The organism is Ensifer sp. Root1252, from assembly GCF_001425885.1.
GTDB lineage: Bacteria > Pseudomonadota > Alphaproteobacteria > Rhizobiales > Rhizobiaceae > Ensifer > Ensifer canadensis.
This window is the reverse complement of record NZ_LMDT01000023.1, coordinates 276,710-298,898: the sequence shown is the minus strand read 5'-3', so window position 1 is coordinate 298,898 and position 22,189 is coordinate 276,710. Positions and strand designations below refer to the sequence as shown.

General features: G+C 60.5%; 21 protein-coding genes and 1 pseudogene. 10 read left to right on the top strand and 12 right to left on the bottom strand.

Features of this window, described 5'->3' with window-relative positions:
- The first annotated feature begins 78 nt into the window (after positions 1-78).
- The 6 genes and pseudogenes from ASD02_RS22565 to ASD02_RS22540 all read left to right on the top strand — a co-directional run bounded on the left by ASD02_RS22565 (position 79) and on the right by ASD02_RS22540 (position 7,583).
- Positions 79-1,365: an ABC transporter substrate-binding protein gene (locus tag ASD02_RS22565; protein WP_063978356.1), complete on the top strand. Its 1,287-nt coding sequence runs from the start codon at positions 79-81 to the stop codon at positions 1,363-1,365.
- A 59-nt stretch (positions 1,366-1,424) separates the two neighbouring features.
- A complete protein-coding gene (locus ASD02_RS22560; RefSeq protein ID WP_057216976.1) occupies positions 1,425-3,299 on the top strand; it encodes a DUF2264 domain-containing protein in 1,875 nt (624 codons plus the stop codon).
- A gap of 46 nt (positions 3,300-3,345) precedes the next feature.
- Positions 3,346-4,185: a 5-dehydro-4-deoxy-D-glucuronate isomerase gene (gene kduI / locus ASD02_RS22555; protein ID WP_057220084.1), complete on the top strand. Its 840-nt coding sequence runs from the start codon at positions 3,346-3,348 to the stop codon at positions 4,183-4,185.
- Positions 4,182-4,946, top strand: a complete 765-nt coding sequence (kduD, locus tag ASD02_RS22550) for a 2-dehydro-3-deoxy-D-gluconate 5-dehydrogenase KduD (RefSeq protein WP_025430245.1) — start codon at positions 4,182-4,184, stop codon at positions 4,944-4,946. The genes kduI and kduD overlap by 4 nt, the downstream gene beginning before the upstream one ends.
- A 106-nt stretch (positions 4,947-5,052) precedes the next feature.
- Positions 5,053-5,181, top strand: a pseudogene (locus tag ASD02_RS37295) (transcriptional regulator); the annotation flags it as partial.
- 269 nt (positions 5,182-5,450) lie between these two features.
- Complete coding sequence (locus tag ASD02_RS22540; protein WP_244494263.1) at positions 5,451-7,583, top strand: adenylate/guanylate cyclase domain-containing protein; 2,133 nt, start codon at positions 5,451-5,453, stop codon at positions 7,581-7,583.
- Positions 7,584-7,826: 243 nt separating this feature from the next.
- Here the strand turns inward: ASD02_RS22540 and ASD02_RS22535 are convergent, their stop codons facing one another.
- The 5 genes from ASD02_RS22535 to ASD02_RS22520 form a co-directional block, all read right to left on the bottom strand.
- A complete protein-coding gene (locus tag ASD02_RS22535; RefSeq protein WP_244494262.1) occupies positions 7,827-9,176 on the bottom strand; it encodes a DUF2778 domain-containing protein in 1,350 nt (449 codons plus the stop codon).
- Between the two features lie 439 nt (positions 9,177-9,615).
- Positions 9,616-10,221, bottom strand: a complete 606-nt coding sequence (locus ASD02_RS22530) for a nucleoside deaminase (protein ID WP_057207196.1) — start codon at positions 10,219-10,221, stop codon at positions 9,616-9,618.
- Between the two features lie 85 nt (positions 10,222-10,306).
- A complete protein-coding gene (locus ASD02_RS22525; protein WP_107026964.1) occupies positions 10,307-11,794 on the bottom strand; it encodes a nucleobase:cation symporter-2 family protein in 1,488 nt (495 codons plus the stop codon).
- A gap of 91 nt (positions 11,795-11,885) precedes the next feature.
- Complete coding sequence (locus ASD02_RS38435) at positions 11,886-12,353, bottom strand: hypothetical protein (RefSeq protein ID WP_146160872.1); 468 nt, start codon at positions 12,351-12,353, stop codon at positions 11,886-11,888.
- 192 nt (positions 12,354-12,545) lie between these two features.
- On the bottom strand, positions 12,546-13,439 hold the full coding sequence (locus tag ASD02_RS22520) for a LysR family transcriptional regulator (protein ID WP_057207197.1): 894 nt from the start codon (positions 13,437-13,439) through the stop codon (positions 12,546-12,548).
- Between the two features lie 92 nt (positions 13,440-13,531).
- On the opposite strand from ASD02_RS22520, the gene ASD02_RS22515 reads away from it, so the two are divergent.
- The 3 genes from ASD02_RS22515 (at position 13,532) to ASD02_RS22510 (ending at position 15,739) form a co-directional block, all read left to right on the top strand.
- Entirely contained in the window at positions 13,532-14,947 is a 1,416-nt protein-coding gene (locus tag ASD02_RS22515; RefSeq protein ID WP_057220051.1) for an aldehyde dehydrogenase family protein, read from the top strand.
- Positions 14,948-14,955: 8 nt separating this feature from the next.
- Positions 14,956-15,108 (top strand): hypothetical protein, encoded by a 153-nt coding sequence (locus tag ASD02_RS38430; RefSeq protein ID WP_156408061.1) that lies wholly within the window; start codon positions 14,956-14,958, stop codon positions 15,106-15,108.
- 64 nt (positions 15,109-15,172) lie between these two features.
- A complete protein-coding gene (locus ASD02_RS22510) occupies positions 15,173-15,739 on the top strand; it encodes a tyrosine-protein phosphatase (RefSeq protein WP_057220050.1) in 567 nt (188 codons plus the stop codon).
- A 98-nt stretch (positions 15,740-15,837) separates the two neighbouring features.
- Here ASD02_RS22510 and ASD02_RS22505 read toward each other — a convergent pair whose 3' ends face one another.
- The 5 genes from ASD02_RS22505 to cmoA form a co-directional block, all read right to left on the bottom strand.
- A complete protein-coding gene (locus ASD02_RS22505) occupies positions 15,838-16,512 on the bottom strand; it encodes a phosphatase PAP2 family protein (protein ID WP_051509367.1) in 675 nt (224 codons plus the stop codon).
- 59 nt (positions 16,513-16,571) lie between these two features.
- Positions 16,572-17,894, bottom strand: coding sequence for a histidine kinase dimerization/phospho-acceptor domain-containing protein (locus ASD02_RS22500; protein ID WP_057207200.1), 1,323 nt, complete (start codon positions 17,892-17,894; stop codon positions 16,572-16,574).
- 6 nt (positions 17,895-17,900) lie between these two features.
- Positions 17,901-18,554, bottom strand: a complete 654-nt coding sequence (locus ASD02_RS22495) for a response regulator transcription factor (RefSeq protein WP_057207331.1) — start codon at positions 18,552-18,554, stop codon at positions 17,901-17,903.
- A gap of 225 nt (positions 18,555-18,779) precedes the next feature.
- The gene (locus ASD02_RS22490; RefSeq protein ID WP_057220049.1) at positions 18,780-19,529 is read right to left on the bottom strand and encodes an isoprenylcysteine carboxylmethyltransferase family protein; all 750 of its coding nucleotides are present in this window, start codon (positions 19,527-19,529) and stop codon (positions 18,780-18,782) included.
- A gap of 9 nt (positions 19,530-19,538) precedes the next feature.
- Positions 19,539-20,300 carry a carboxy-S-adenosyl-L-methionine synthase CmoA gene (cmoA, locus tag ASD02_RS22485; protein ID WP_057207202.1) on the bottom strand — a complete coding sequence of 254 codons (762 nt, stop codon included), beginning with the start codon at positions 20,298-20,300 and terminating at the stop codon, positions 19,539-19,541.
- A 108-nt stretch (positions 20,301-20,408) separates the two neighbouring features.
- Between cmoA and ASD02_RS22480 the strand changes: the two genes are divergently transcribed.
- A complete protein-coding gene (locus tag ASD02_RS22480) occupies positions 20,409-20,834 on the top strand; it encodes a LysR substrate-binding domain-containing protein (RefSeq protein WP_057207203.1) in 426 nt (141 codons plus the stop codon).
- Between the two features lie 238 nt (positions 20,835-21,072).
- Here ASD02_RS22480 and ASD02_RS22475 read toward each other — a convergent pair whose 3' ends face one another.
- The gene (locus ASD02_RS22475; RefSeq protein ID WP_057207204.1) at positions 21,073-21,312 is read right to left on the bottom strand and encodes a 4-oxalocrotonate tautomerase family protein; all 240 of its coding nucleotides are present in this window, start codon (positions 21,310-21,312) and stop codon (positions 21,073-21,075) included.
- A gap of 86 nt (positions 21,313-21,398) precedes the next feature.
- Complete coding sequence (locus ASD02_RS22470) at positions 21,399-22,112, bottom strand: SDR family oxidoreductase (protein ID WP_057207205.1); 714 nt, start codon at positions 22,110-22,112, stop codon at positions 21,399-21,401.
- Between the last annotated feature and the right edge of the window lie 77 nt (positions 22,113-22,189).

The window sequence follows — 22,189 nt, the reverse complement described above, 5'->3', positions numbered from 1 at the left end:
CGAAATCGCCTATGCGCCCAAGTGCGCCGCCGAAGGAGGTCGGCGGCGCACAGAAATCGAAGCTTTCGGGAGAGGACCATGCTTGGCAGACGCGAATTTTTGCAATTGGGGTTGTTGTTCGGGGGCGCGGCAACGTTTTTGCAATCGCCGTTGCGCTCGGCACTGGCGGATAGCGCAACGATGCGCCTCTTCTGGTTCGGTTCTCCCGCACGCGCCGAGCGCACGCTTGGTGTTGCCAGGTTGTTCGAGGCCGCAAATCCCGGCGTGAAGATCAATGGCGAGGTTGGCGGCAACGACTATTGGTCGAAGCTGGCGACGATGCTGGCCGGTGGCAATGCGCCCGATATTTTCCAGCTCGCGCCAAGCCGCTTTGCCGACTACGCCCGCCGCAACACCCTGCTTCCGCTCGGCGATTACCTGGGAAGCGTAATCCGTACCGACAAGTTGATGCCCGGCGTCCTCGATCTCGGGGCGGTCGACGGCAAGGTCGTCGGCATGCCCCTGTCGTTGAATGCGTTTGCTCTGCTTTACGACAGTGTCGCCTTCGACGAGGCCGCCATTGCGCCGCCCGGACCGACGACGACCTGGGACGATTTTGCCAGGCTCTGCATCGACATCACCAAGGCGATCGGCCGGAAGAATGTCTGGGCGGTCGGCAACGGCGCGCGCTACAGCTATGCCTTTGAGGCGTTTCTCGTTCAGCGCGGCAAGCGACTGTACGGCGAAGATGGCCGGATCGGCTTCGATGCCACCGATGCCAGCGACTGGTACGGCTATTGGGAAAGTCTGGCGAAGAACGGCGGCTGCGTGTCGGCCGAGGTCCAGGCAATGGACAAGCTTCAGATCGATTCCAATCCGCTTTCAACCGGTCACGCGGTGATGGCGATCGCCTTTTCCAACCAGTTGCTCGGCTATCAGGCGCTCGCTAAGAACAGGCTGGGGATCACCTCGCTACCGATCGCCGACGCGGCGGGACCTTCCGGCCTGTTCTACAAGGCGAGCCTGCATTTCGGGATTGCCAGCACCTCGAGGCAGCCGGAGCTTGCAGCCCGGTTCCTCGATTTCTTCATCAACGACCTCGCGGCCGGCAAAATTCTCGGCGTGGAACGCGGCGTGCCGATCAACCTTGATGTCAGGGAGGCAGTGACGCCTCTTGTCGACGATGTCTCGAAACGATCGGTGGACTACATTTCCTCGATAGCGGGACGGGTGGGCGCCTTTCCGCCCCAGGTTCCGATCGGGGCCTCCGAGCTGGAGGAACGCGTGTTCCGACCGATCGCCGACCAGGTTGCCTTCGGCCAGCTGACGGTCGCTGCAGCCGGCGAGGAGCTGGTCGCGCAGGCAAACCGCATCCTCAGGAGCTGACGTTTCCAACGGCTCGCCCTGGGCCCTGCACCATAAGCCTCCCAAGACAGGAATGGCCAATGACAGATGGCATATACCCCGACAGCCTGTTCCATCCGTGGTCGGGCAATGAACTGCGCACGCGGGCCGATGTCGAGCGCGCGCTGAAATCGCTCTGCGACCCGGCCGAATCCTACCGGTCGGCCGGTGGCGCGCGGTTGCGGTTCGACGCGACCGCTGCGCATTTCGATCAGGCGGCAGCCGATCTCGAGGGCTTCTCGCGGTTGTTGTGGGGGCTGGTGCCGGCGCAGGTCGGCGGTGCCGACTGGATCGACTGGAAGCCGATCGCACGCGGTCTTGCGTGTGGCACGGATCCGCACCATCCGGAATATTGGGGGCAGCCGACGGATCGCAACCAGCGCCTCGTCGAGCTCGCGGCAATCGGCTTTGCGTTGCGTCTCGTGCCGGACAAACTCTGGGCTCCTCTTGAGCCAGATGAGCGCGAGAACGTCGTCGCCTATCTCAAGTCAGGGCATGCCTGCCGGTTTTCTGAGAACAACTGGAAGTTCTTCCGGCTGCTCATCAGCCTGGGGCTGGATTCCGTCGGCGCCGATCACGATCAGGGTTTGGACCAGGCCTATATCGACGAAATCGAGACCTTCTATTTCGGTGATGGCTGGTACAGCGACGGTGACGCGCGCCGCGCCGACCACTACATTCCCTTCGCCTTTCATTTCTACGGGCTCATTCTTGCCGTGCTCGACGGCCGCGCCTACACGCAGCCCTATCGCGAGCGTGCGCGTCTCGCCGCCGGCGATATGACGCGTTGGTTTGCCGATGATGGCGCCGCATTGGCGTTTGGCCGGTCGATGACCTATCGCTTTGCCATCGCCGGTTTCTTCGGCGCTCTGGCATTCGCCGGCGAGGAGGCGCTGCCGTGGGGGCAACTGAAGGGCTTCTATCTGCGCAATCTGCGCTGGTGGGCCAAGCAGCCGATGGCGTCGAGAGACGGCATCCTGCCGGTTGGTTACGCTTACCCGAACCTTCTGATGTGCGAGACCTACAACTCACCGCAGTCGCCCTATTGGGCCTTGAAGGCGTTTCTGCCGCTGGCCTTACCGGAGCAACACCCCTTCTGGAGCGCTGAAGAGGCGGATTGCCCACCGCGCGCCGACGTCGCCGTGCACGTGCACACGGGCATGATCATCAGGAACCCTCCTGGTGATGCCATCGCGCTTTGCGGTGGCCAGCAAACGGGTCCGCAAAACACCTGGGCACGGTTCGGTGCCGAGAAATACAGCAAGTTCGTCTATTCCGCCCGCTACGGTTTCAGCGTGGAAAGTGACCCCAACCGTTTCGCCGACGCTGTCCTGGACGGCATGATCGGATTCAGCAGCGACGGTCTCCAGTTCCATGTCCGCCAGGCCAACGAGCAAGTGCTGATCGCCGATGACGTCCTCTACGCGCGCTGGCGGCCCAATGGCGACATCCTGGTCGAAACCTGGCTCTACTGTCATGGCGATTTCCATGTCCGCACCCATCGCGTCTGGGCCGAGCGAGCGGTCCTAACCAAGGAAGGCGGCTTTGCGATCGCCCGAAGCGATCGGCTTGCCGATGCACTGGAAGGTGAAGCTGGCAACGCTGTTGTTGCAACTCCGCACGACCTGTCGGCGATCGTCGATCTCGGCTCGTCGGTCATCCGTGCCGGCAAAGCGCATATCGCCCAGCCGAACACCAACCTGATTGCCGGAAGGACGCTGGTGCCGCAGTTGACGGCAGAGATTCCCCGGGGAACGAGCACACTTTTTGCAGCCGTCCTGGCGAGCGCCGATCCGGCCGCCGGGCGCAGCACGCTGACGCGCTTGCCGCCGGCCCCCGACCTGCCAGCGCTTGAAGCCCTGATCAAGGCAAACGGCCGGCCGGTCACCCTTATGAGCAGAAATACGAGTGCCTGACCGGCTGTTGACGCCGGCCTATTTTGCAAGTCAAGGACAAGAACTGATGGATATTCGCCAAGCTATACATTTCGAACAGGCCGAGACGCTCGACACCGAGGGGCTGCGCCGCCATTTCCTCGTCGAGGATCTCTTCGCAGCCGGCGAAATACGCGCCGCCTACAGCCACTATGACCGCCTGGTTCTGCTCGGCATCCGGCCGGAAGCTGCACCGCTCGCCTTCAGCGCCGAGCTCGCGAAATCCGCTGGCGTTGCCGATTTTCTCGAGCGGCGGGAACTGGCCGTCGTTAACCTTGGCGGCGGCGCGGCGAGAATATCCGTCGATGCCGTGGATCATGTCATTGCGCCTTTTGAGGCGCTCTACATCGGCAAGGGTGCGAAAGGCGTGTCCTTTGCCGCCGTGGACGAGGCATCGCCTCCAAAACTCTATGGCGTCTCGGCGCCCGCGCATGCCAGCCACCCCACCCATAAGATCACCCAGGATGAAGCGTCTCCCCAGGCGCTCGGGACGAGCGAGGCCGCCAACAAGCGCACCATCTACAAATATGTCCATGATGGCCTGTTGCCGACCTGCCAGCTCATGCTCGGCATCACGCGGTTCGAGCCGGGAAGCGTCTGGAACACCATGCCTGCGCACCTTCACGATCGGCGCATGGAAGCCTACCTCTATTTCGACATGCCGGAAGATCGTATGGTCGTCCATCTCATGGGGCGGCCCGAGGCGACGCGTCACCTGATCGTTCGCAACGAGCAGGCGGTCATTTCGCCCCCGTGGTCGATCCACAGTGGCAGCGGCACGGGCTCCTATGCCTTCGTGTGGGCAATGGCAGGCGATAACCAGTCCTTCGCCGACATGGATTTTGTGGCAATGGAGACCCTGCGATGACCGAGATTGGGGATCTGTTCAGTCTTTCCGGCAAGTGGGCGCTGGTCACAGGCGCCCGGGGAGGGCTGGGACAGGCGATGGCTTTGGCGCTCGCGAAAGCCGGGGCCGACATCGTCGGCCTCGGCTCGACGCCGATGCCGGAAACAGGCCAGCTGATCGAAGCTGCCGGACGCCGATTCCTCGGCATCCAGGCGGATCTTTCGCAACCCAACGATTTTCGCTCTCTCGTCGGCGAGATCGAAGAGCAAGCCGGGCCCATCGATATCCTGGTCAACAATGCCGGAACGATCAGGCGTGCCGATCTGCTCGACTACTCCGAGGCTGATTGGGACGTGGTGACGAACGTCAACGAAAAGAGCCTGTTCTTCCTGAGCCAGGCCATTGCGCGCGGCATGGTTTCACGCCGCTTCGGTCGCATTATCAACATCGCATCGCTGCTCTCCTTCCAGGGGGGCATCCGGGTTCCGGCCTATACCGCCTCCAAGCATGCGGTGGCGGGGCTGACGAAGCTGATGGCAAACGAGTTGGCTGCATCCGGTGTCACCGTCAACGCAATCGCGCCCGGCTATATGGAAACTGACAACACCGCGGCCCTGCGAGCGGATCCGGAGCGACAGAGGCAAATCCTCGAACGTATTCCCGTCGGGCGATGGGGCGTTCCTGAAGATCTGGCGACCGCGGTCCTGTTTCTGGCAAGTCCGCATGCATCCTATGTGACTGGAGCTATCATTCCGGTGGATGGAGGATGGCTCGCGCGGTGATGGCACTTCGATCGTTAGGACAGTCGCTATGTCGAGCGTGCAGTTTGGGGGTGGCAGTGGAGAAAAAGAGCGCATTGCTTCACCCGAGGCGAGATCGGCATCAGAGGATCTGAAGGGTGAGAAAATCATCTCGTTCTCGCGCCAGAACCTGTCTTACACGGAGCGCTCCGAGAAGTTCGAGGAGTACGATCTTTCGACGAACGTCACTTACAGCTGCGACGACACCTTCTCGCTACAGCGCCGCGCGTCTTATAAGACGCGCAAAGGTCGCTGTAGCACTTTGAATTGCTGCATGCTTTCATCCTTAAATCGAATACGAGCGTTGGCCGTCGAGTGATTTCTGGCATAAGATGGCATCTGCTATACGCCGAGGTTGGCACTGCCCAACAGGCAGCAGATGACCGTTCCACATTGAACAGTCTGCTGTAGCAGAGGTGCGACGTTCGGATCATCACCATTGACGGTATTTGCCCGGCACTTCGCGTTATTGGTGGGAGTTGATTCATGCGTTCGCCAGATATGACCGGAATATCCCGACCCCCGCGCTGGGGGTTGGCCGCAAAGCTGTTTACGACGCTCGTCCTGCTTGGCGCCGCCGCGATCTTGGTGACCGGTGTACTCGGTTACTTCCGTGCCCGTGACGCCATCGAAAAAGCGGTTTTCGACCAACTCACGGCCGCCCGTCAGAACAAGACGCGTCAAGTCGAAACCTATTTTCGCACCATCGCAGCGGAACTGCGCCTGCTCGCCGCCTCCAAGATGGTGGTTGATGCGACGCGCGAATTCCGGATTGCAGTCGACCAGCTCGATCGCGCAGGCGTACAGCCTGACCTTCGGCAGAAGGTCCAAGATTGGTACGCTGCGAACTTCATCCCGCAGATGACGAGTATCCTGGGAAGGCAACCGGAGCTGTCCGACTATCTGCCGGTTGGTGGCGCTCCGTACTATCTGCAGTATCACTACATCGTGGAAAATCCGAACCCGGCGGAGCGACGCAAGCTGCTCGATGATGCCGGTGATGGCAGCGAATACACCAGGCTGCATGCCACCTATCATCCATTGATGCGCGCAGCCGCCTCGATGGTCGGTTTCTTCGATTTCATGATTGCTGATCCCAAGTCGGGTCGCCTGATCTACACAGTCCAGAAAGAACTCGATTTCACCACGTCCCTGCAATTCGGCCCCTACCGTCGCTCCAACGTCGCAGCCGCTGTCGCTCGCTGTGCAGAGCCCGCCGGGCAATCGGCCATCTGCCTGGAGGATTTCGCTCCATATGCACCGACCGGTGGGGCGCCAATTGCCTTCATGGGAGCACCGGTGATTGATAAGGGTGTCGTCATCGGGGTGCTGGTGGCGCAACTGTCGAACGAGGAGATCGACAACGTCGTCACTGGTGGTCGCCGGTGGCGACAGGAAGGGTTCGGCGACACGGGCGAGGCATATTTAATTGGACCCGACTATCTGGTGCGCTCTGGACCGCGGACATTCTACGAGAACCGGGAGGCGTACTTCGCCGAACTCAAGTCTGTCGGTGCCTCGGACGAGGAGATCGCCGCCATTCAGCGTTACGGGACGCCGGTGATGCATCAGCGCATCGACACCGAAGCATCTCGGGCAGCACTTGCCGGTGTCGAAAACACCGGCGAGATCATCGGGTACCGCGGCGTGCCGACACTCGCCTCGTGGGGCCCGCTCGAGATACCCGGCGTCAGGTGGGCGCTCGTCGCTAAAATTGACAGCGCCGAGGCCTTCGCGCCGATCGCCCAGCTCCGCCAGGAGCTGCTGATCGTCGGGGGATTGGCGCTGTTGGCGGTGGCCGTGACGGCCGCATGGCTTTCGCGCGCACTGCTCGGACCGCTGCGTGAACTCACTGCCGGAGTAAAGCGCTTCGCGGCCGGCGACTATGGAGCCAGTGTGCCAGTTCGCACGCGCGACGAGGTGGGCCAACTCTGCTCAGCCTTCAACGGCATGGTCGAGACGCTGCACGAAAAAAATGTCGTGATCGAGAACAAGAATCGTGAGAACGAGGAACTGCTCCTCAACGTGCTGCCGGCTCCGATCGCCAACCGGTTGCGCGGTGGCGAGGCTGGGATCGCCGACGGCTTCGCCGAGGTGACCGTCGCCTTCGCGGATCTGGTTGGCTTCACGGCTCTGTCATCGGAGATGCCGCCACACGAGGTCGTCACGTTTCTCAATGGGCTATTCACGCGCTTCGATGTCGCCGCCAATGAACTCGGAATCGAGAAGATCAAGACGCTTGGTGACGCCTATATGGCGGTGTGTGGCTTGCCCGAGCCGGTGGCTAACCACTCCGAGCGGATGGTGCGCATGGCTATCCGCATGGTTCACATTACCCGAGAGCACGCGATGGAAAACAACGTCTCGATGAAGCTCAGGGTTGGTGTCAATACCGGGCCGGTCGTGGCCGGCATCATCGGCAAGAGCAAGTACATCTACGACCTGTGGGGCGATACGGTGAACCTTGCCAGCAGGATGGAATCAGGCGGCGTGCCCGACGCGGTTCAGGTGACGCGCCCTGTCTACGAAAAGCTCAAAGACCACTTCGTCTTCGAGCCGCGCGGCCCTATCGAAGTCAAGGGCAAGGGCAAGGTAGAGGCCTGGCTGTTGAGGTTGTAATGCCGGACCGGCCATATCCGGCCTGTCGATCAGGTGGAAGCGATACGGGAACGCGTCCGCAATTTCTCGCCGGCATGAACGACTACGTCTCAACCTAATGGCAGCGAATTTGGAATGTCTTTGACCTTTATGGCCTTCGCGCGGAGATGATGTAGCTGGAATACTCCAACCCGCGTCCTTCTCAGTCGCGTTGGCGAAACGCCTTGGCGGCCATCACTACCGCGACTGCCGGGATGTTGTCCGTCAGCCCTTCTTTCCGTTCGATGCCATCTGTATGCCGGCCGCGCGTCCGCCGCTCGGAACCACGACGATCTGCCTGACCTTGCCTTCCTTGAACGCTGTCAGGAAACGCTTGTAGTCCTTGAAGGCGACGCAGCCATGCGATTCCGCCCGGCCGCTACGCAGCAGGTAGCTGTGGGTCAGGAAACCGTCGCGGCCATGCTTGTTCTTTCCATCGACAGGCAGCATGCGGATCGCCTCGACCCCATGGAAGCGCGTTTCGCGCATCTTGAGATTATAGGTGTGCGGTGGGGTCGGTCCTGTCATCTTGACGTTTACGTAACGCGGATTGTCGGCCATCTTGCCGATGCCGGAATGGGCCTCGAGCACGCTGCCGTCGGGCATGTAGACCTTCGCGGCGGTGATGTCGTAGACCGCGACGCCATTTCCTGCGCGGGCACCGCCGCCGAATAGGTTGCGGAGCGCCCCGAGGCCGCCACCAGTTCTATTGTCCGCCGGATTGTCCGGCCGCACAAAGGCAAGCTCTTGCTGCTTTGGCGTTTCGCGTTCTTCGGCCCTCTTGATTTCATCGGCTTTCGGTGCCGTCCCGTCCTGGACCTGCCTGATCTCTGGCTTTTCGGCTTCAACGACAGGCTTCTGAACTTGACGGCCACCGGGACGGACCTGTGGCAGCGGTCCCGAAGACGGCGTGTCCTCGTAGTCTGGCAGGGCAACGGCCTCATCTTCGGCGTTCGGGTCCGGCGAGGCCGCGAGGTCGTCCTCCATTGGTACCGTCAGCAACGCCGAAAACACAGCGCTGTCCGTTGCGCTCTGAGAGGGGCCCGCATAGGCCAACGAGACCAAGGGCTTGTCGGTTGCTACGGCGCGCGGCTGCCCGAACCGTTCCGGCGCAGGCGCGTCAAGACTGGCGATCGCGCGGCCTGGCGTGACGGAATGAGAGGCCCTGAAGTGGTTGGCGAGCTGCTCGGATGTCAATGCAGCCTGCTTCGCACCGGAACTGAAGCGTGCAGCCTTGCCACTCGTCTCGGCATCTCCAAAGATATCGGCCCTGCGGGGGAGTTTCCCTTCGGCGCCGCTAAGGCTTGCGAGCACGACGGGCTCGGCCACGGCGACCAGCCTCGGCGTCTGTTCGACCCTTGCCTGCTTGACCCACGGGCGCTCTTTTTTGTGCTGCGCCGCATAGAGTTGTGGTTTGGGCAGGAGGTTGCCCGAACCGTGACCGAAATAGCTGCCCATCGCGACTGCACCCACGACGGATCCCGCGGCCGCGCCGGCAAGGGCGATGCCGCAACAGGTGATCAGCAGTGGACGCAACAGACGGCGCAAAGACTGTGAACGAACGACCTTACTCAAACGCATCTCAAGCCAGTAAATCTCGCAGACGCTCTCGGGCCGACGAGCGACCACCGCTGCGCGATTTCCCGGATTGTCCCCTTTTTGACGACGGATCGACAAAGAATGAACAAGTATGGTTAAATTTTGCTTTCCATGAATCTCACTAGATTAAAACTGGCATCAAGGCGTCCGTTCTCGGCCGTCGAATGGGTTTGCCGGATGATCGGCGGCTGGTTTCTGAAGTGGGTAGGATGCCGGGTGTAGCCCCAGCAAGGACTACACCCGATGCGTACTCTTCAATCAGCCTACAGCGCCGCGCGTCCTATTCGACGCGCAAAGGTCGCTGTAGCACTTTGAATTGCTGCATGTTTTCGTCCTTAAATCGAATGCGATTTGAGGAAACATGCTGTAGGCGACGGTTTCTATCGAGACCGACGTGAAGGGACGGATCGGCGCGTTAGTTGAGGGGAATTGCATTATCCCCCTTGCTGGCTTGATAGACAGAAGAGAGATCGTCGTATTTGCGGCCGATTGCAGTTGCTCTTTCCTTCAAAAGCGAATGCTGCGGTTCCGGAACTCCGTCGATCAGCCCCATGATCGACTGTCCTTTCCAGAATGAATTCGTCCGATTGTAGCCCCCGGGCTCCAGCGTGAAGACTTCCTTCAGGATCTTCAAATCGTGCGGAATGGAAAACGCATCCCGGGAATCCTCGTGGCTGAAGAAGTAAAAGAAGTTGTCGAAGCCTGCCCAGGTGATCGCCGAAAGGCACATCGAGCACGGCTCATGGGTCGACAGGAAGATGAGGTCCGTCGTATCCGGCCGCTCGGATCCGGTCATCTCATAGAAGCGCTTCAGGGTGTGAACCTCCCCGTGCCATAACGGGTTCTCGGTTTCGTTGTTGGTTTCGACGAGCACAGTGGAAAGGTCCGATTTCCGCAGCAGCGCCGCTCCGAAGATCTTGTTGCCGGCCGCGACGCCGACCTCCGTGGCGGGGATGATGCCAGCCTCCATGGCTGTCAGCAGGGCGTCGAGCAGACGCGTCGTTTCGATTTCTTCTGACATTCTTCATCTCCTTGAAATGTCGGGAAAAAGTTTTGTCCGGACCAAAGTTTAGATTTCGATCCGGACAGTGATTTCAAAGCAATGCTCAGTGAGCGCCCTCAGGGATCATCGGTATTTCGATGCCTTTTTCGTCATAGAGCTTGCCGTTGAGGAAGTAGTCGCCATCGCGAAGCCGCACGATGTCCTTGTAGCGGATCGTCCGTTCTGTGCCGGCCACGAACACTGACTGCTGATCGGCATTTCCTGCTTTGAAATGGTTGAACAGCAGGTTGAGGACGATCGCCATCAACGCAGCGGAACTGATGCCGGAATGAAAGATCGTCGCGACCCAGGCCGGGAAGTGCTCGTAGAATCCCGGTGACGCGATGGGGATCATGCCGAAACCGATCGACGTCGCGACGATGATCAAGTTCATGTTGTTGTGGTAGTCGACCTTGGAGAGCGTGCGTATGCCACTTGCCGCGACCGTACCGAAAAGGACGATGCCGGCCCCACCGAGAACGGAACTTGGCACGGCTGCAACAACGCGTCCCATGACCGGCAGAAGGCCGAGGGCGACGAGAAAAAGACCGCCGGTCGCCACCACATAGCGGCTCTTCACGCCGGTTACGGCGACAAGCCCGACGTTCTGGGCAAAGGCACTCTGTGTGAACGAACCGAAGATCGGCGCGAGAATACTCGACAGCATGTCGGCCCGAAGCCCATCGCCCAGGCGGTGAGAATCAACCTTCGTTTCGACGATCTCGCCAACGGCGAGAATGTCGGCTGATGTCTCCACGAGCGTCACGATGATGACGATCAGCATCGAGACGATGGCGGCGATCTCGAAGGTGGGATAGCCGAAATGGAATATTGTCGGCAGGGCGAAGAGGGGGCCATTTCCGACTTGCGAAAAGTCGGTCATGCCAACGGCATAGGCGATGCCCGTTCCGATCACGAGCGCAAGCAGGATGGAGAGCCTTGAAACCGATGCGCTTCCAAGCTTGCTGAGCAGGAGAACGATGGCGAGCGTTGTGGCGGCCAGCTGGATATTTGCCGGGCTTCCGAAATCGGGGGAACTGTTGTTGCCGCCCATTGCCCAGAACGCGGCGACCGGCATCAGCGTTAGTCCAATGGTGGTGATGACGATACCGGTGACTAGGGGTGGGAAGAAACGGGTAATCCGTGAGAATACGGGCGTAATCAATAGCCCGATCAACGACGCCGCGATAACGGCGCCGAGAATAGACGGTATTCCCCCATTGCCGGAAATCGCCACCATTGTCGCAACCCCCGAGAACGAAACGCCCTGTACAAGCGGCAGACGGCTCCCGAAGAATGGCAATCCCAATGTTTGCAGGATGGTGGCCAGACCACCGGCAAAAAGCGACGCCGTCACCAGGAGGCCGATGTCACTTGGGCTAAGCCCCGCCGCCTGTCCGACAATAAGGGGTACGGCGACTATGCCGCCGTACATCGTCAGAACGTGCTGTAATCCATATGCGATATTGGCGCCGATGCTGAGTTTTTCGTCTTCCGGGCGCCTGCTTGATGCACTTCCCTCTTTTATAATTGCCAAGGTAAACTCCTCCATACCTTTGCTGAGTTGCGTTTTGAGTTGAACCCCATTTCGGTCAGACACGTCGGCATAGCCATCGGGGCACAGGCCTATGCCGAGCATGGGCTCATGCCTGAATGAGAGATCGTTGCCGCTTATCGTCGACGTTGCTGGAACGCGCACGAGAGACGTGTCGTCGTGCAACAGGGGCAGGGTGTCCGAACCGAATTTCAGGAGCGGTGCCCGGCGGCGCTGCGCGCTCTAAGAGGTGAACCGGATCATCGAAGAGACCGAGCGGCAAGGCAGTTTCGCCACCCTCGATCGAACGGATCCTGATTCCGCGAACGAAATCGAGGCTGCCGATAATTTTATGGATACCCTGGGACCGAGCAATGACTGTGAAACGCTTCGAGTGGACGTCGACCAGCTCTGATGCGACCACGTCGCTCTTGGCAGGGGACTTGCGACGGGCGTCAGACTGGCGCGTATTGCGGCAGATAACGCAATGAAAGCCATAGACTAACCGACCAGCGGTTGAGGTCTTCCAATCATGCTCAAAGCAAAAAATATTACCAAAGGGAAGTTCGGTTTCCATGCCCCCACCAGCTCCATAGTTGAACTGGCAATTGGCCAGTTTCGCTAGGACCCTGTTCCAGGAGGTGCGAACTCCGGATCGTCATCAACGTGGGTTGAACGGGGCAATTCTTGCGAGGCACAGGCCTACGCTTCAATTAACGATGCAATGTTTTTACAGATACTGTCAAGGGGGCCAAGGAGACGTTATCGCTTATCGAGATCGTTCCTTCACGAGATCGATGAAGGCGCGTAGTTTGGCGGGCGCGTGCCGGCGCCCGGGGTAGTAGAGGCTGAGGCCGGGATAGGCCGGGGTCCAGTCATCCAGCACCTGGATCAGCCGTCTCGCCGCCAGATCCTCGGCGACCAGGTCTTCCGTGATCAGCAACAGGCCGACGCCGGCGAGAACCGCCTCGTGCATCAATGCGGTTTCGTCGAGCGTCAGGACGCCGGGAACGTCAATCTCCACCGTCTCGCCGCGCTTCTCGAATTCCCAGCGATAGATCGAACCGGAGGACATGCGCATGCGGATGCAGACATGGCGCAGCAGGTCGGCGGGCACGCGCGGCTGTTCGCGGCCCGCAAAATAGGCGGGCGACCCGACGACGATGGAACGGATCGTCCGGCTGAACGGCACGGCGATCATGTCCGCCGGTAGGCTCTCCTGAAGGCGGAAGCCGGCATCAAATCCTTCCTCCACAAGATCGATCAGCCGATTGTCGGTCACCAGCTCGACCTTCATCTCCGGATAGCGCCGGAGATATTCGAGGATCAGCGGCGACAGGATCATCCGCGCTGCGCCGAGCGAGGTGTTCAGCCGCAGCGTGCCGGAAGGGCGCTCGCGGTGCTGATCGACATTCTCGATGGCGGCGTGGATTTGCGAAAGGGCCGGAGCGACCTCCGCGATGAACTGCTCGCCCGCCGCCGACAGCGAAACGCTGCGGGTGGTGCGATCGAACAGGCGTACGCCAAGCCGCGCCTCGAGACCCGCGACCGCGTGACTGAGGGCTGAGGAGGACATGCCAAGGTCGCGGGCGGCGGCGCGAAATCCACCGCGTCGGGCCACCGCCACCACGGCTTCCAGTTCAATCAGGCCGCTGCGATTCATTGCGCTGGTTTCCGGGACAGTTTGCGTCTCTTTCACGGTCTTATACACGCAATCGGAAGGCGCTACATCCTGGTTTCAACAGGAGAACGACTATGCGCGATATCAACGAAATCTACATCGATGGCGCCTTCGTCACGCCGCACGGGTCTGAGCGGTTCCAGCTTTTCAACCCGACTACCGAACAAGCGATCGGCGCGGTGCGCCTGGGCGACGTCGAGGACGCCCGCGCCGCAATTGCTGCTGCGAAACGCGCGCTGCCGGCGTGGTCGCAGACCAGCAAGGAGGAGCGGATCGTCCTGTTGCGCCGTTTCCATGACGTGGTCGCCGCCCGGTTCGACGATCAGCTCGACGCTATCGTCGAGGAATACGGCGCGCCGAAGAGCCGCGCCGGTTGGATGGTGAACATGGCGGCCACTGCCTTTCTGGAGGCGGCGGAAACGCTTGAGGCTTATGATTTCAACCAGACCATCGGCCGTGCGGACGTGCGCATGATGCCCTTGGGCGTCGTCGCCGCCATCACGCCCTGGAACAGCAATGCCTCCTTCATCTGCGGCAAGATGGCGATGGCTATCGCCGCCGGCTGCACCATCGTGATCAAACCCAGCGAAATGAGCGCAATCCAGACCCGGATCGTCACCGAGGCGCTGCATGAGGCGGGTGCTCCTGCAGGTCTGTTCAACATCGTCACCGGACGGGGTGATGTCGTCGGTGCGGAGTTCGCCTCTCACCCCGACGTCGCCAAGGTGACGTTCACCGGTTCGACAGCAGTTGGACGGTCGATCCTGCGGTCGGCCGCAGAGACGATGAAACGCGTGACGCTGGAGCTCGGTGGCAAGGGGCCGCAAATCATTCTGGACGATGCCGATCTCGATGAGGCGATCCCAGTGGTGGTGGCGTCCGGTTTCATGAACAGCGGCCAGGCTTGCGTAGCGGGGACGCGGGTTCTCGTCCCGGAACGCAGAATGGCAGAGACCCTGGCGAGGCTGAAGGCCGAGGTCGAGGCGGTCCGCGCCGGCGATCCGACCAACCCCGAAGTGTCCGTTGGCCCAATGGTCAGCCGGAAGCAGTGGGACCGGGTGCAATCCTATCTGAAGCTTGGACAGGAGGAAGGCGCGACGCTGCTGGTCGGCGGCGAGGGCCGACCTGAAGGCCTTGAGCGCGGCTGGTTCGTGCAGCCGACCGTCTTTGCCAACGTCACCAACGACATGCGGATCGCGCGCGAGGAAATCTTCGGACCTGTGCTGAGCGTGATCGGCTACGCCACGGAGGAAGACGCTATCGCCATCGCCAACGACACGACCTACGGCTTGCAATCCTGTGTCCTGTCGTCAGATCCCGTGCGGGCGCGACGGGTTGCCGCGCGCCTGGAGGCCGGGCGAGTCGTCATCAACGGAGCACCCCACGAGCCCCTGGCACCCTTCGGTGGGTTCAAACAGTCGGGAATTGGCCGCGAACGCGGCGTCGTGGGCCTGGAGGCTCATCTTGAGCCCAAGGCGATCCTTGGCTGAGGCAATCGATGGCGTCTCTCGAGGTCTGTCTCGACCTCGAGAGACCCCTGATCGTCCTGCTGGACGCCGATCTTTCGGAAGACGCCGGAACGGATTTCTTCGCAAGCGGCGATGACGCCGTCTCCAGCTTCCAATGGTCAGCCGCAGCAGGCGAACATTGACAACATTGGCGTTCAGCTTCATGTCAGCGTTTGCATCCATGGTGCTCGAAAAGGAGCAGGTTGGATGAAATTTGGATCCATAAGACCAATCCTGTGGGCGACACTCGCGGCCGCATTGATCATCGGAGGGTACCTCGGCGGTATCCAGCTTTCCGGGAACTTCCACGAGGTTGTTCCGGGCGAGCTCTACCGTTCGAACCAGCCGACGTCGGCGCAGATCGCCGACTACGCCAAGCGATTTGGCATTAGGTCGATCGTCAATCTTCGTGGTGTCGACAACGGCGCGGCTTGGTATCGCGATGAGGTCGCAACTGCCGCAGCGCTCGGTCTGAAACATGTGGACTTCGGGATGTCCGCGAGCCACGAGATGACACTCGATCAATCCTTGAACCTCGTATTGCTGCTGCGCGATGTTCCCAAACCGGCCCTCATTCACTGCCGGTCAGGCGCCGACCGCACGGGGCTTGCTTCGGTCATCTATCTCCAGCAAATCGCCAAGGCCGACGAAGAGACCGCCGAAAAACAGCTGTCGATACGCTTCGGGCACATCGGGATCCCCTACCTTTCCCCCAGCTACGCAATGGATGAGAACTGGGAGATGTTGGAGAAGGTCTTCGGCCTCGCCGGTTAGGGCATTTCCAGGAAAAGTGCCAAGCGACGTTCCGTGAGGAAATGTTTGGAAACAAAGAGATGGAGCATTTCTTTCACACCGCTTAAATCGGAAGCGCTCTAACCGGCACTCTCCTCGGGGCGGGGCAGATAACGCCTGGCGATCATCCAGCAGATCGTTGCCCATGTCGCACCCGCACACCAACCGCCAAATACATCTGTCGGATAGTGAACGCCGAGGTATATCCGGCTCAATCCGACCATCAAAGTCAGCGCCAGGGCCACGGCGATGACGTAGAGACGCGTGGCGCGGTTCGATTGGACCCGCGAGAGAAGCAGGCCCAACGTCAGATAGGTAACCGCAGACAGCATCGCATGCCCGCTTGGAAAGCTGAGATCATGCACATCGACCAGGTGGGGCACGATGTCGGGTCGAGGTCTCGCAACCCCGATTTTCAGAAGCGTGCTCAGCAACCATCCACCCAGAACCGAGAGCAGTACGAACATACCGGTGGCGCGACGCGATGCGAGAACCAGATAGCCGACTGTAACGATAGTGACGAGGGTCAGTACGGTGGTGCCACCGAGGCTGGTGATGTCGGTGACCACATGCGTCAACCATCCGGGCCCGATGGGAGCGGAGAGGTTGCCGGGCTGGCGCAGCGCGCGCAGGATCGCCTCATCGAACGCGCGCGTTTCTCCCTCGACCACCTCGCTCGTCAGCCTAATGAAGACAAAGGCGCCTCCGGATGCCAGTGCAAAGGCGGCGATGCCTAGCGGCCCATACGCCCTCATGCGTCTGTAAAACCGTTCGGTTAGCGCGGCGATCTTGGACAAGGCGGGCTCCCGCTGGGTTAAAGGCGCACGGCGGCCTCGAAGCCGCCCAACCTCCCGGTCGCAGGAGATTGGAGTGCCAGGCTGCCGTTCATCTGCTCGACGAAGCGCTTGACGATCGACAGCCCAAGTCCAGAGCCGGCCGCTTGCGTTGGTCCGCGCGTGAACCGTCTCGTCAGGCCCGCCAATGTCGGTTGATCGAGGACGGCGCTTTCATTGACGACGCGGATGCCATCAGTGCCGAAATAGACATCGACGACACTGCCCGACGGGCTGTGGACCAGTGCATTCTCAAGCAGGTTGCGCACGACGATCGCGAAGGCATCCGGGCGGATTTGCCGCTCGAGGCGCGCCTCATCTGGCGCATGAAGCACGATGCGCCCCGCGCCCAACGCAGATCGCCCGATGTCTTCGATGACAACCTGCAGGACCGGGAAGAGGTCCGTTTTTTCGTCCGACACGCCGATGCCTGCTTCAGCGCGCGACATCTGCAGCAGTTTTTCCGCCAGCCGCCCCAGATGTTGAAGCGATCGTTCGATCTGTCCGACACGGGCAGAAAGCGAAGGCGGCACCTCCGCGAGCAGCCGTTGGGTCTGCGCCAGCGCGCCGGCAATCGGTGTGCGCAACTCGTGTGCGCTGTTGGCGGTGAATTCCCGCTCGGATTCGAGAACGGCCCGCAGCCGATCCAGCAGCAAGTTGACGGAGCGGGCGATCGGGCGAAGCTCGACCGGGAGCCCGGCTTCATCCACCGGCACCATGTTGCCACCATCCTTGGTGCCGATATCGTCGCGCAGCCCTTCAATTGGAGACAGGGTCATACGGACGACGAGGATGATGGCAATGATGCTGGCGGGAATGAGTGCCAGGATCGGGAAAAAGAGCGCCATTCCCCCCTCGATTGCAGCCTCGCGCCTATTGTCGAGGGAGTCCGCCACTTGGATGTAGAATGAGCCGTCCGCGGTCCCGGCCGTGTATATCCGGTGCGTATCGTTCTGCGAGAAGCCGACCTCGAGGGGGGCCGGGAAGGGCTCGGCAGGCGCATCCCTCGATTTCAACAGGATCTGCCCGTCCCGACCGCGAACCTGGTAGACAAGATATTCGCGGTTGCTGGCTGCTTTTTCTGCCGGGCGTCGTAGCGCATCGCCCGCATCCCGCCCGGCCAGATCGTCGATGACGATCGGAAGCAGGCGTTCGGCGGTTTCCTGAATGCCGCTATCGAAAATCTCGGAAAACTCGTCCTGCATGATGAGGATGCCAAATCCCATGGCGACGAGCCAGAAAACCGCGACGACACTTGTGATCGCGACGACGAGCTTGCGGGTCATGCTTGGTTTCTGGAACATGGTCACTCACTTGATGCAGTAGCCCACACCCCGAACAGTTTCGATGCGGTCATGGCCGATCTTTTTTCGCAGCCGGCTGATGTAGACCTCGACCGTGTTACTTTCGATCTCGGCGCCGAAGGCGTAAAGCTCCTCGTGAAGCTGTGCCTTGGACACAATTGCTCCGGGTCTGGCCGCCAGTTTGTCCAGGACGGCCCATTCGCGGGCGCTCAAGAGCTGGACCTCATTGTCTACCACCACGTTTCGGTTGATCTGGTCTATCTCGATCCCGGGTAGGCGAATGGTCGAGGTTGGCTTGCCCGCATAGCGCCTCGATACCGCCAGCATGCGCGCAGTCAATTCGTCGAGGTCGAAGGGTTTGACGAGATAGTCGTCTGCCCCGCTGTTAAGTCCCTCGATCCGATCGGATACTTGATCGTGCGCTGTCAGGATGATGACCGGCGTTGCATCCTGACGTGAGCGTAAAGACCGGAGCAATGACAGTCCATCTCCATCCGGCAATCTCAGGTCGAGAAGGATAAGCCCGTATTCGACCGTCCCCGTTGCCGACATCGCATCAACGACGCTTAAGAACCAGTCTACGGCATGGCCCGCGGCGGCGACGTGATCACGCAGCGCCTCCCCCAGGACCTGATCGTCTTCCACAAGCAGAACGCGCAAGCTACCATCCGCCACCAAACAACCTCTGCCTATTGTCGCCCATAGGCATGCGTCAAGTCGATTGTTTTTCGATCGGTCGGATTGCTCATGAGCCATGGCTCCCTTTCAGGCCGAAACGGCGCCGAGTTGTGGATCGTAGGCTGCGGGATTTCTGACATGAACCTGAGAGGCGCGGAGGCGATGGAAGCCGTCGTCTCCGGCAGGGTGCCACGGCAGACGGCGCCCTTAGAGCGATGTCTTCGGTTCGCGAAACGCACCGTGCTTCTTGAAGTGGCTGACCAATGCGGTCGCCATGCCGACAAGCGCCATCAGGGCAGCGAGAACAAGCAGATAGGATCGCCGGTGCTCAAGGTTCTCGGCGATGGCGAACCGATACATTTCCGTTGCGAGGATGGCGAGCAGAGCGGCTGAGACAGTCGAATAATCCTTGGCGACGACGCGTTTGAAATTGAATGACATCCCGTCGATCGAGTGACGGAAGTTCTCAAGCCGCAGCGCCCAGCGCGGCACGTCTCGACAATAGGCGCGATAGGCTTCGCCGAACTTCTGCTCCAGGAAAACTTCCTCGGCATAGACGATGCATTGGTACATGAAGGCAAACAGGCCAACGCCAATCGCAATGACCAGCGGATTGCCGTGCAGCAGGAAAATGCCGGTATAGACGAGCATGTTGCCCACATAGAGCGGGTTTCGGCAGACGCCGAACATGCCTTCGGTGACCAGGTCCTTTGCGTAGACCCTCTTGTTCAACCCGCCGCGCTTAATGTAGGCGTAGCCCACCACGACCGTGCGTAATGCCAGCCCGGCGAGAACAACAGCAATGGCGGCCGCGGTCTTCAGCAGGTTCGCTGTCCCGCTGCCCCACATTTCGGTTGACGGCGGCACCAGGATGAATAGTGCCAGGATGATGGCCGGGAAGACCTGGTTGCGGTACCGGAAGAAGAAATTACCGAGCTGTATCATCAGCGTCTTCATGTCGGCGCCCTACTTGACTGCGACGATGCCGCAGAAATTGTACCAGCGGAAAAAGACTTCGACGCTGCGGAAGCCCACTTCTTTCAGCAGTTGCAGGTTTTCCTCCAGGCGATAGGGGATCAAGACATTCTCCAGGGCTTCGCGCTTCTTGGATATCTCGATCTCGGAGTAGCCGTTGCGCCGCTTGAAATCGTAGTAGTGCTGGATGAAGAGCCGGTTGAAGGTCGTATCTTCACCCGTCAGCTTCTCGACGAGAAGCAGGCAGCCTCGATCGTTGAGAGCTTGATACATCATGCGCATAACGCGTTCGCGGTAGAGCGGACGAATGAACTGCAGCGTCAGCAACATGGTGACGACGCTCGCATTGTCCATGTCCACGCCCTGATGGAGGTCGGCGACCTTGAGGTCGATCTGCCTGCGGGGTGCCGATGCGTCTATCTTCTGGCGCGCCTTGTCGAGCATGTCGGGCGCATTGTCGATGCCGACGAAGCGAACGCTCGGCTCGATGACGCCGTCGAGGCTTAGAAGGGTCGTGGCTGTGGAGCAGCCGATGTCATAGACGTTGGTGTCGGGTTGCGCGAAATCACGCGCAAGCTCGCACACCATGCGCTGCATTTCCTCGTAGTAAGGAACGGAGCGGCCGACCATGTCGTCGAACACATCCGCAACCGTTGCGTTGAAGGCGAAATCCCCGACCTGTTGGTCGTCGCGGGCAAAGACTTCGTCCTTCCCGCTGGAGCGAAGATGCAGGTGTTGTGCCTTGTTGGCCATGGGTCGCAATCCGATTGATACCTTGCGTCATGACCTTCATCGCAGGCGATGAAGGTCTACCGACATTCGCAACAGGCCATTCGAACCTGACATGAACCTGAACGACGGTTGATCCCACTCATCGGATCGTTCCGGCAGGAGAATCCGACCGCCGATCTTGTCATCCAATCGCTCGCGCTGGGCTCGCTTGAGAGGCCCGACCTAACCATCACATATCGGCGAAGCGCCGACGCTCGCGAAGTGTCATCGGCGTTCCTGCTGGATAGGACGATGGCGGTCTGCTCGCCGAAATTGATAGCCGGAAGCAGGGGGCAGCTCGAGGCCAGTGACATCCTCGATTTGCCCATCTTGCTGGACACGGCAGACGCATGGTCTTGGCGGTGCTGGTGCAGTTCTGCGGCGCTCACGTTCGAGCCTCGGGGCGGAAGCATCGCTTTCGATACCGACGAGGCGTCGATCGACGCTTGTATCTCGGGATTGGGAGTAGGACAGGCAAGCCCGCTGTTTATCGAACACGAGCTGAGATCGGGTTAGCTTAGCCTTGGCGGCGTCGGTGTTGCCGGTGGTCGGTGCTTACGAGACCTCAAGGCCCGTCGAATTCGGCATGGCAGGCGTTTTCCTGAAATGGTTGGAGAAATGGACGAACGTCGAGGTTGATTGACAGAGATTCGACGTTCATGCTTTGCGCTACGAAATCCGGCGTTTCCACTATCGCAACGGTCTCTGCCCACACGTTTGGGCAGAGACCGTTGAAATCGGTTGGCCAACTGCTTCAGGACTTGGCGGCGGCAGCACGCAGTGTGCGGTATTGTGCCGTCGGAAGCCCACCCCAGCCCCAGTTATCAAGATCGACCTCTTCGATCACGACATAGGTCGATTCAAGCGGCTTGTGCAGAACATTGAGCAGCACCTCGCTGACGCCCTTGATGATGGCCGCCTTTTCCTCCGCCGACACCGAATTGCGGCCGGGCGTGGTTCCTTCGCGGGTAACCTGTACGGTGACAATAGGCATTGCAGTCTCCTTGCCGAGAGTTGGTTCGGTAAATCATCGGATTTGGTGGGCCGGCGCGGGGATCGTCCCGAGCCAGCACCATGAGGTTACCAGCGCCCGGCGTTCTGGCCGCCATCGACATGGAGGATCTCGCCGGTGACGAAGCTCGCGTTCTCCAGATAGAGTACGGCGTCGACGATATCGCGGATTTCGCCCATCCGGCCAACCGGATGCAGCGCAGAGAGGGCCGCGTGTGTCTCGGGCGCGTGCATGGGGGTCTTGATAACCCCTGGAGATACCGCGTTGACGCGAACCCCGCTCTTCGAGAATTCCATGGCAAGCGACTGGGTGACCGCGTTCAGCCCACCCTTGGTCAGGGAAGCAAGCGCTGAAGGCAGGCCGACGATCGGCTGATTGACCAGGCTTGTGGTGATGCTGACAATGTGGCCCGAGCCCTGCTTCAACATTTCGGCCGCGGCACGCTGGGTAATGTGGAAGAATCCGGCGACATTGACCCCGAGGTTGTGATCATAGTCTTCCTGGGTCATTTCAATGAACGGCTTGGCAAGAAACACGCCGGCGTTGTTCACCAGCGAGTCGATGCGACCGAAGCGCTCCATACCTTCGCGGACGATCCGTTCGGCGGTCTCCGGCCTGCTGATGTCGCCGGGCACGGCGAGAATGTCCGGGTCGGCCGTGGCCGCGATCGACCTGGAACTGGCTATGACGCGAAAGTTTCGGTCACGGTAGGCGCGAACCAGGGCGGCGCCGATGCCTTGTGACGCGCCGGTGATAATGACGACCTTCTGTTCGGTATTCATGATGTGATCCTTTCTCAATGGCAGCGACCGTCTGATCGACGCCCGCCCGACGCCCTCGGCGTTGGTGCTATTGATTT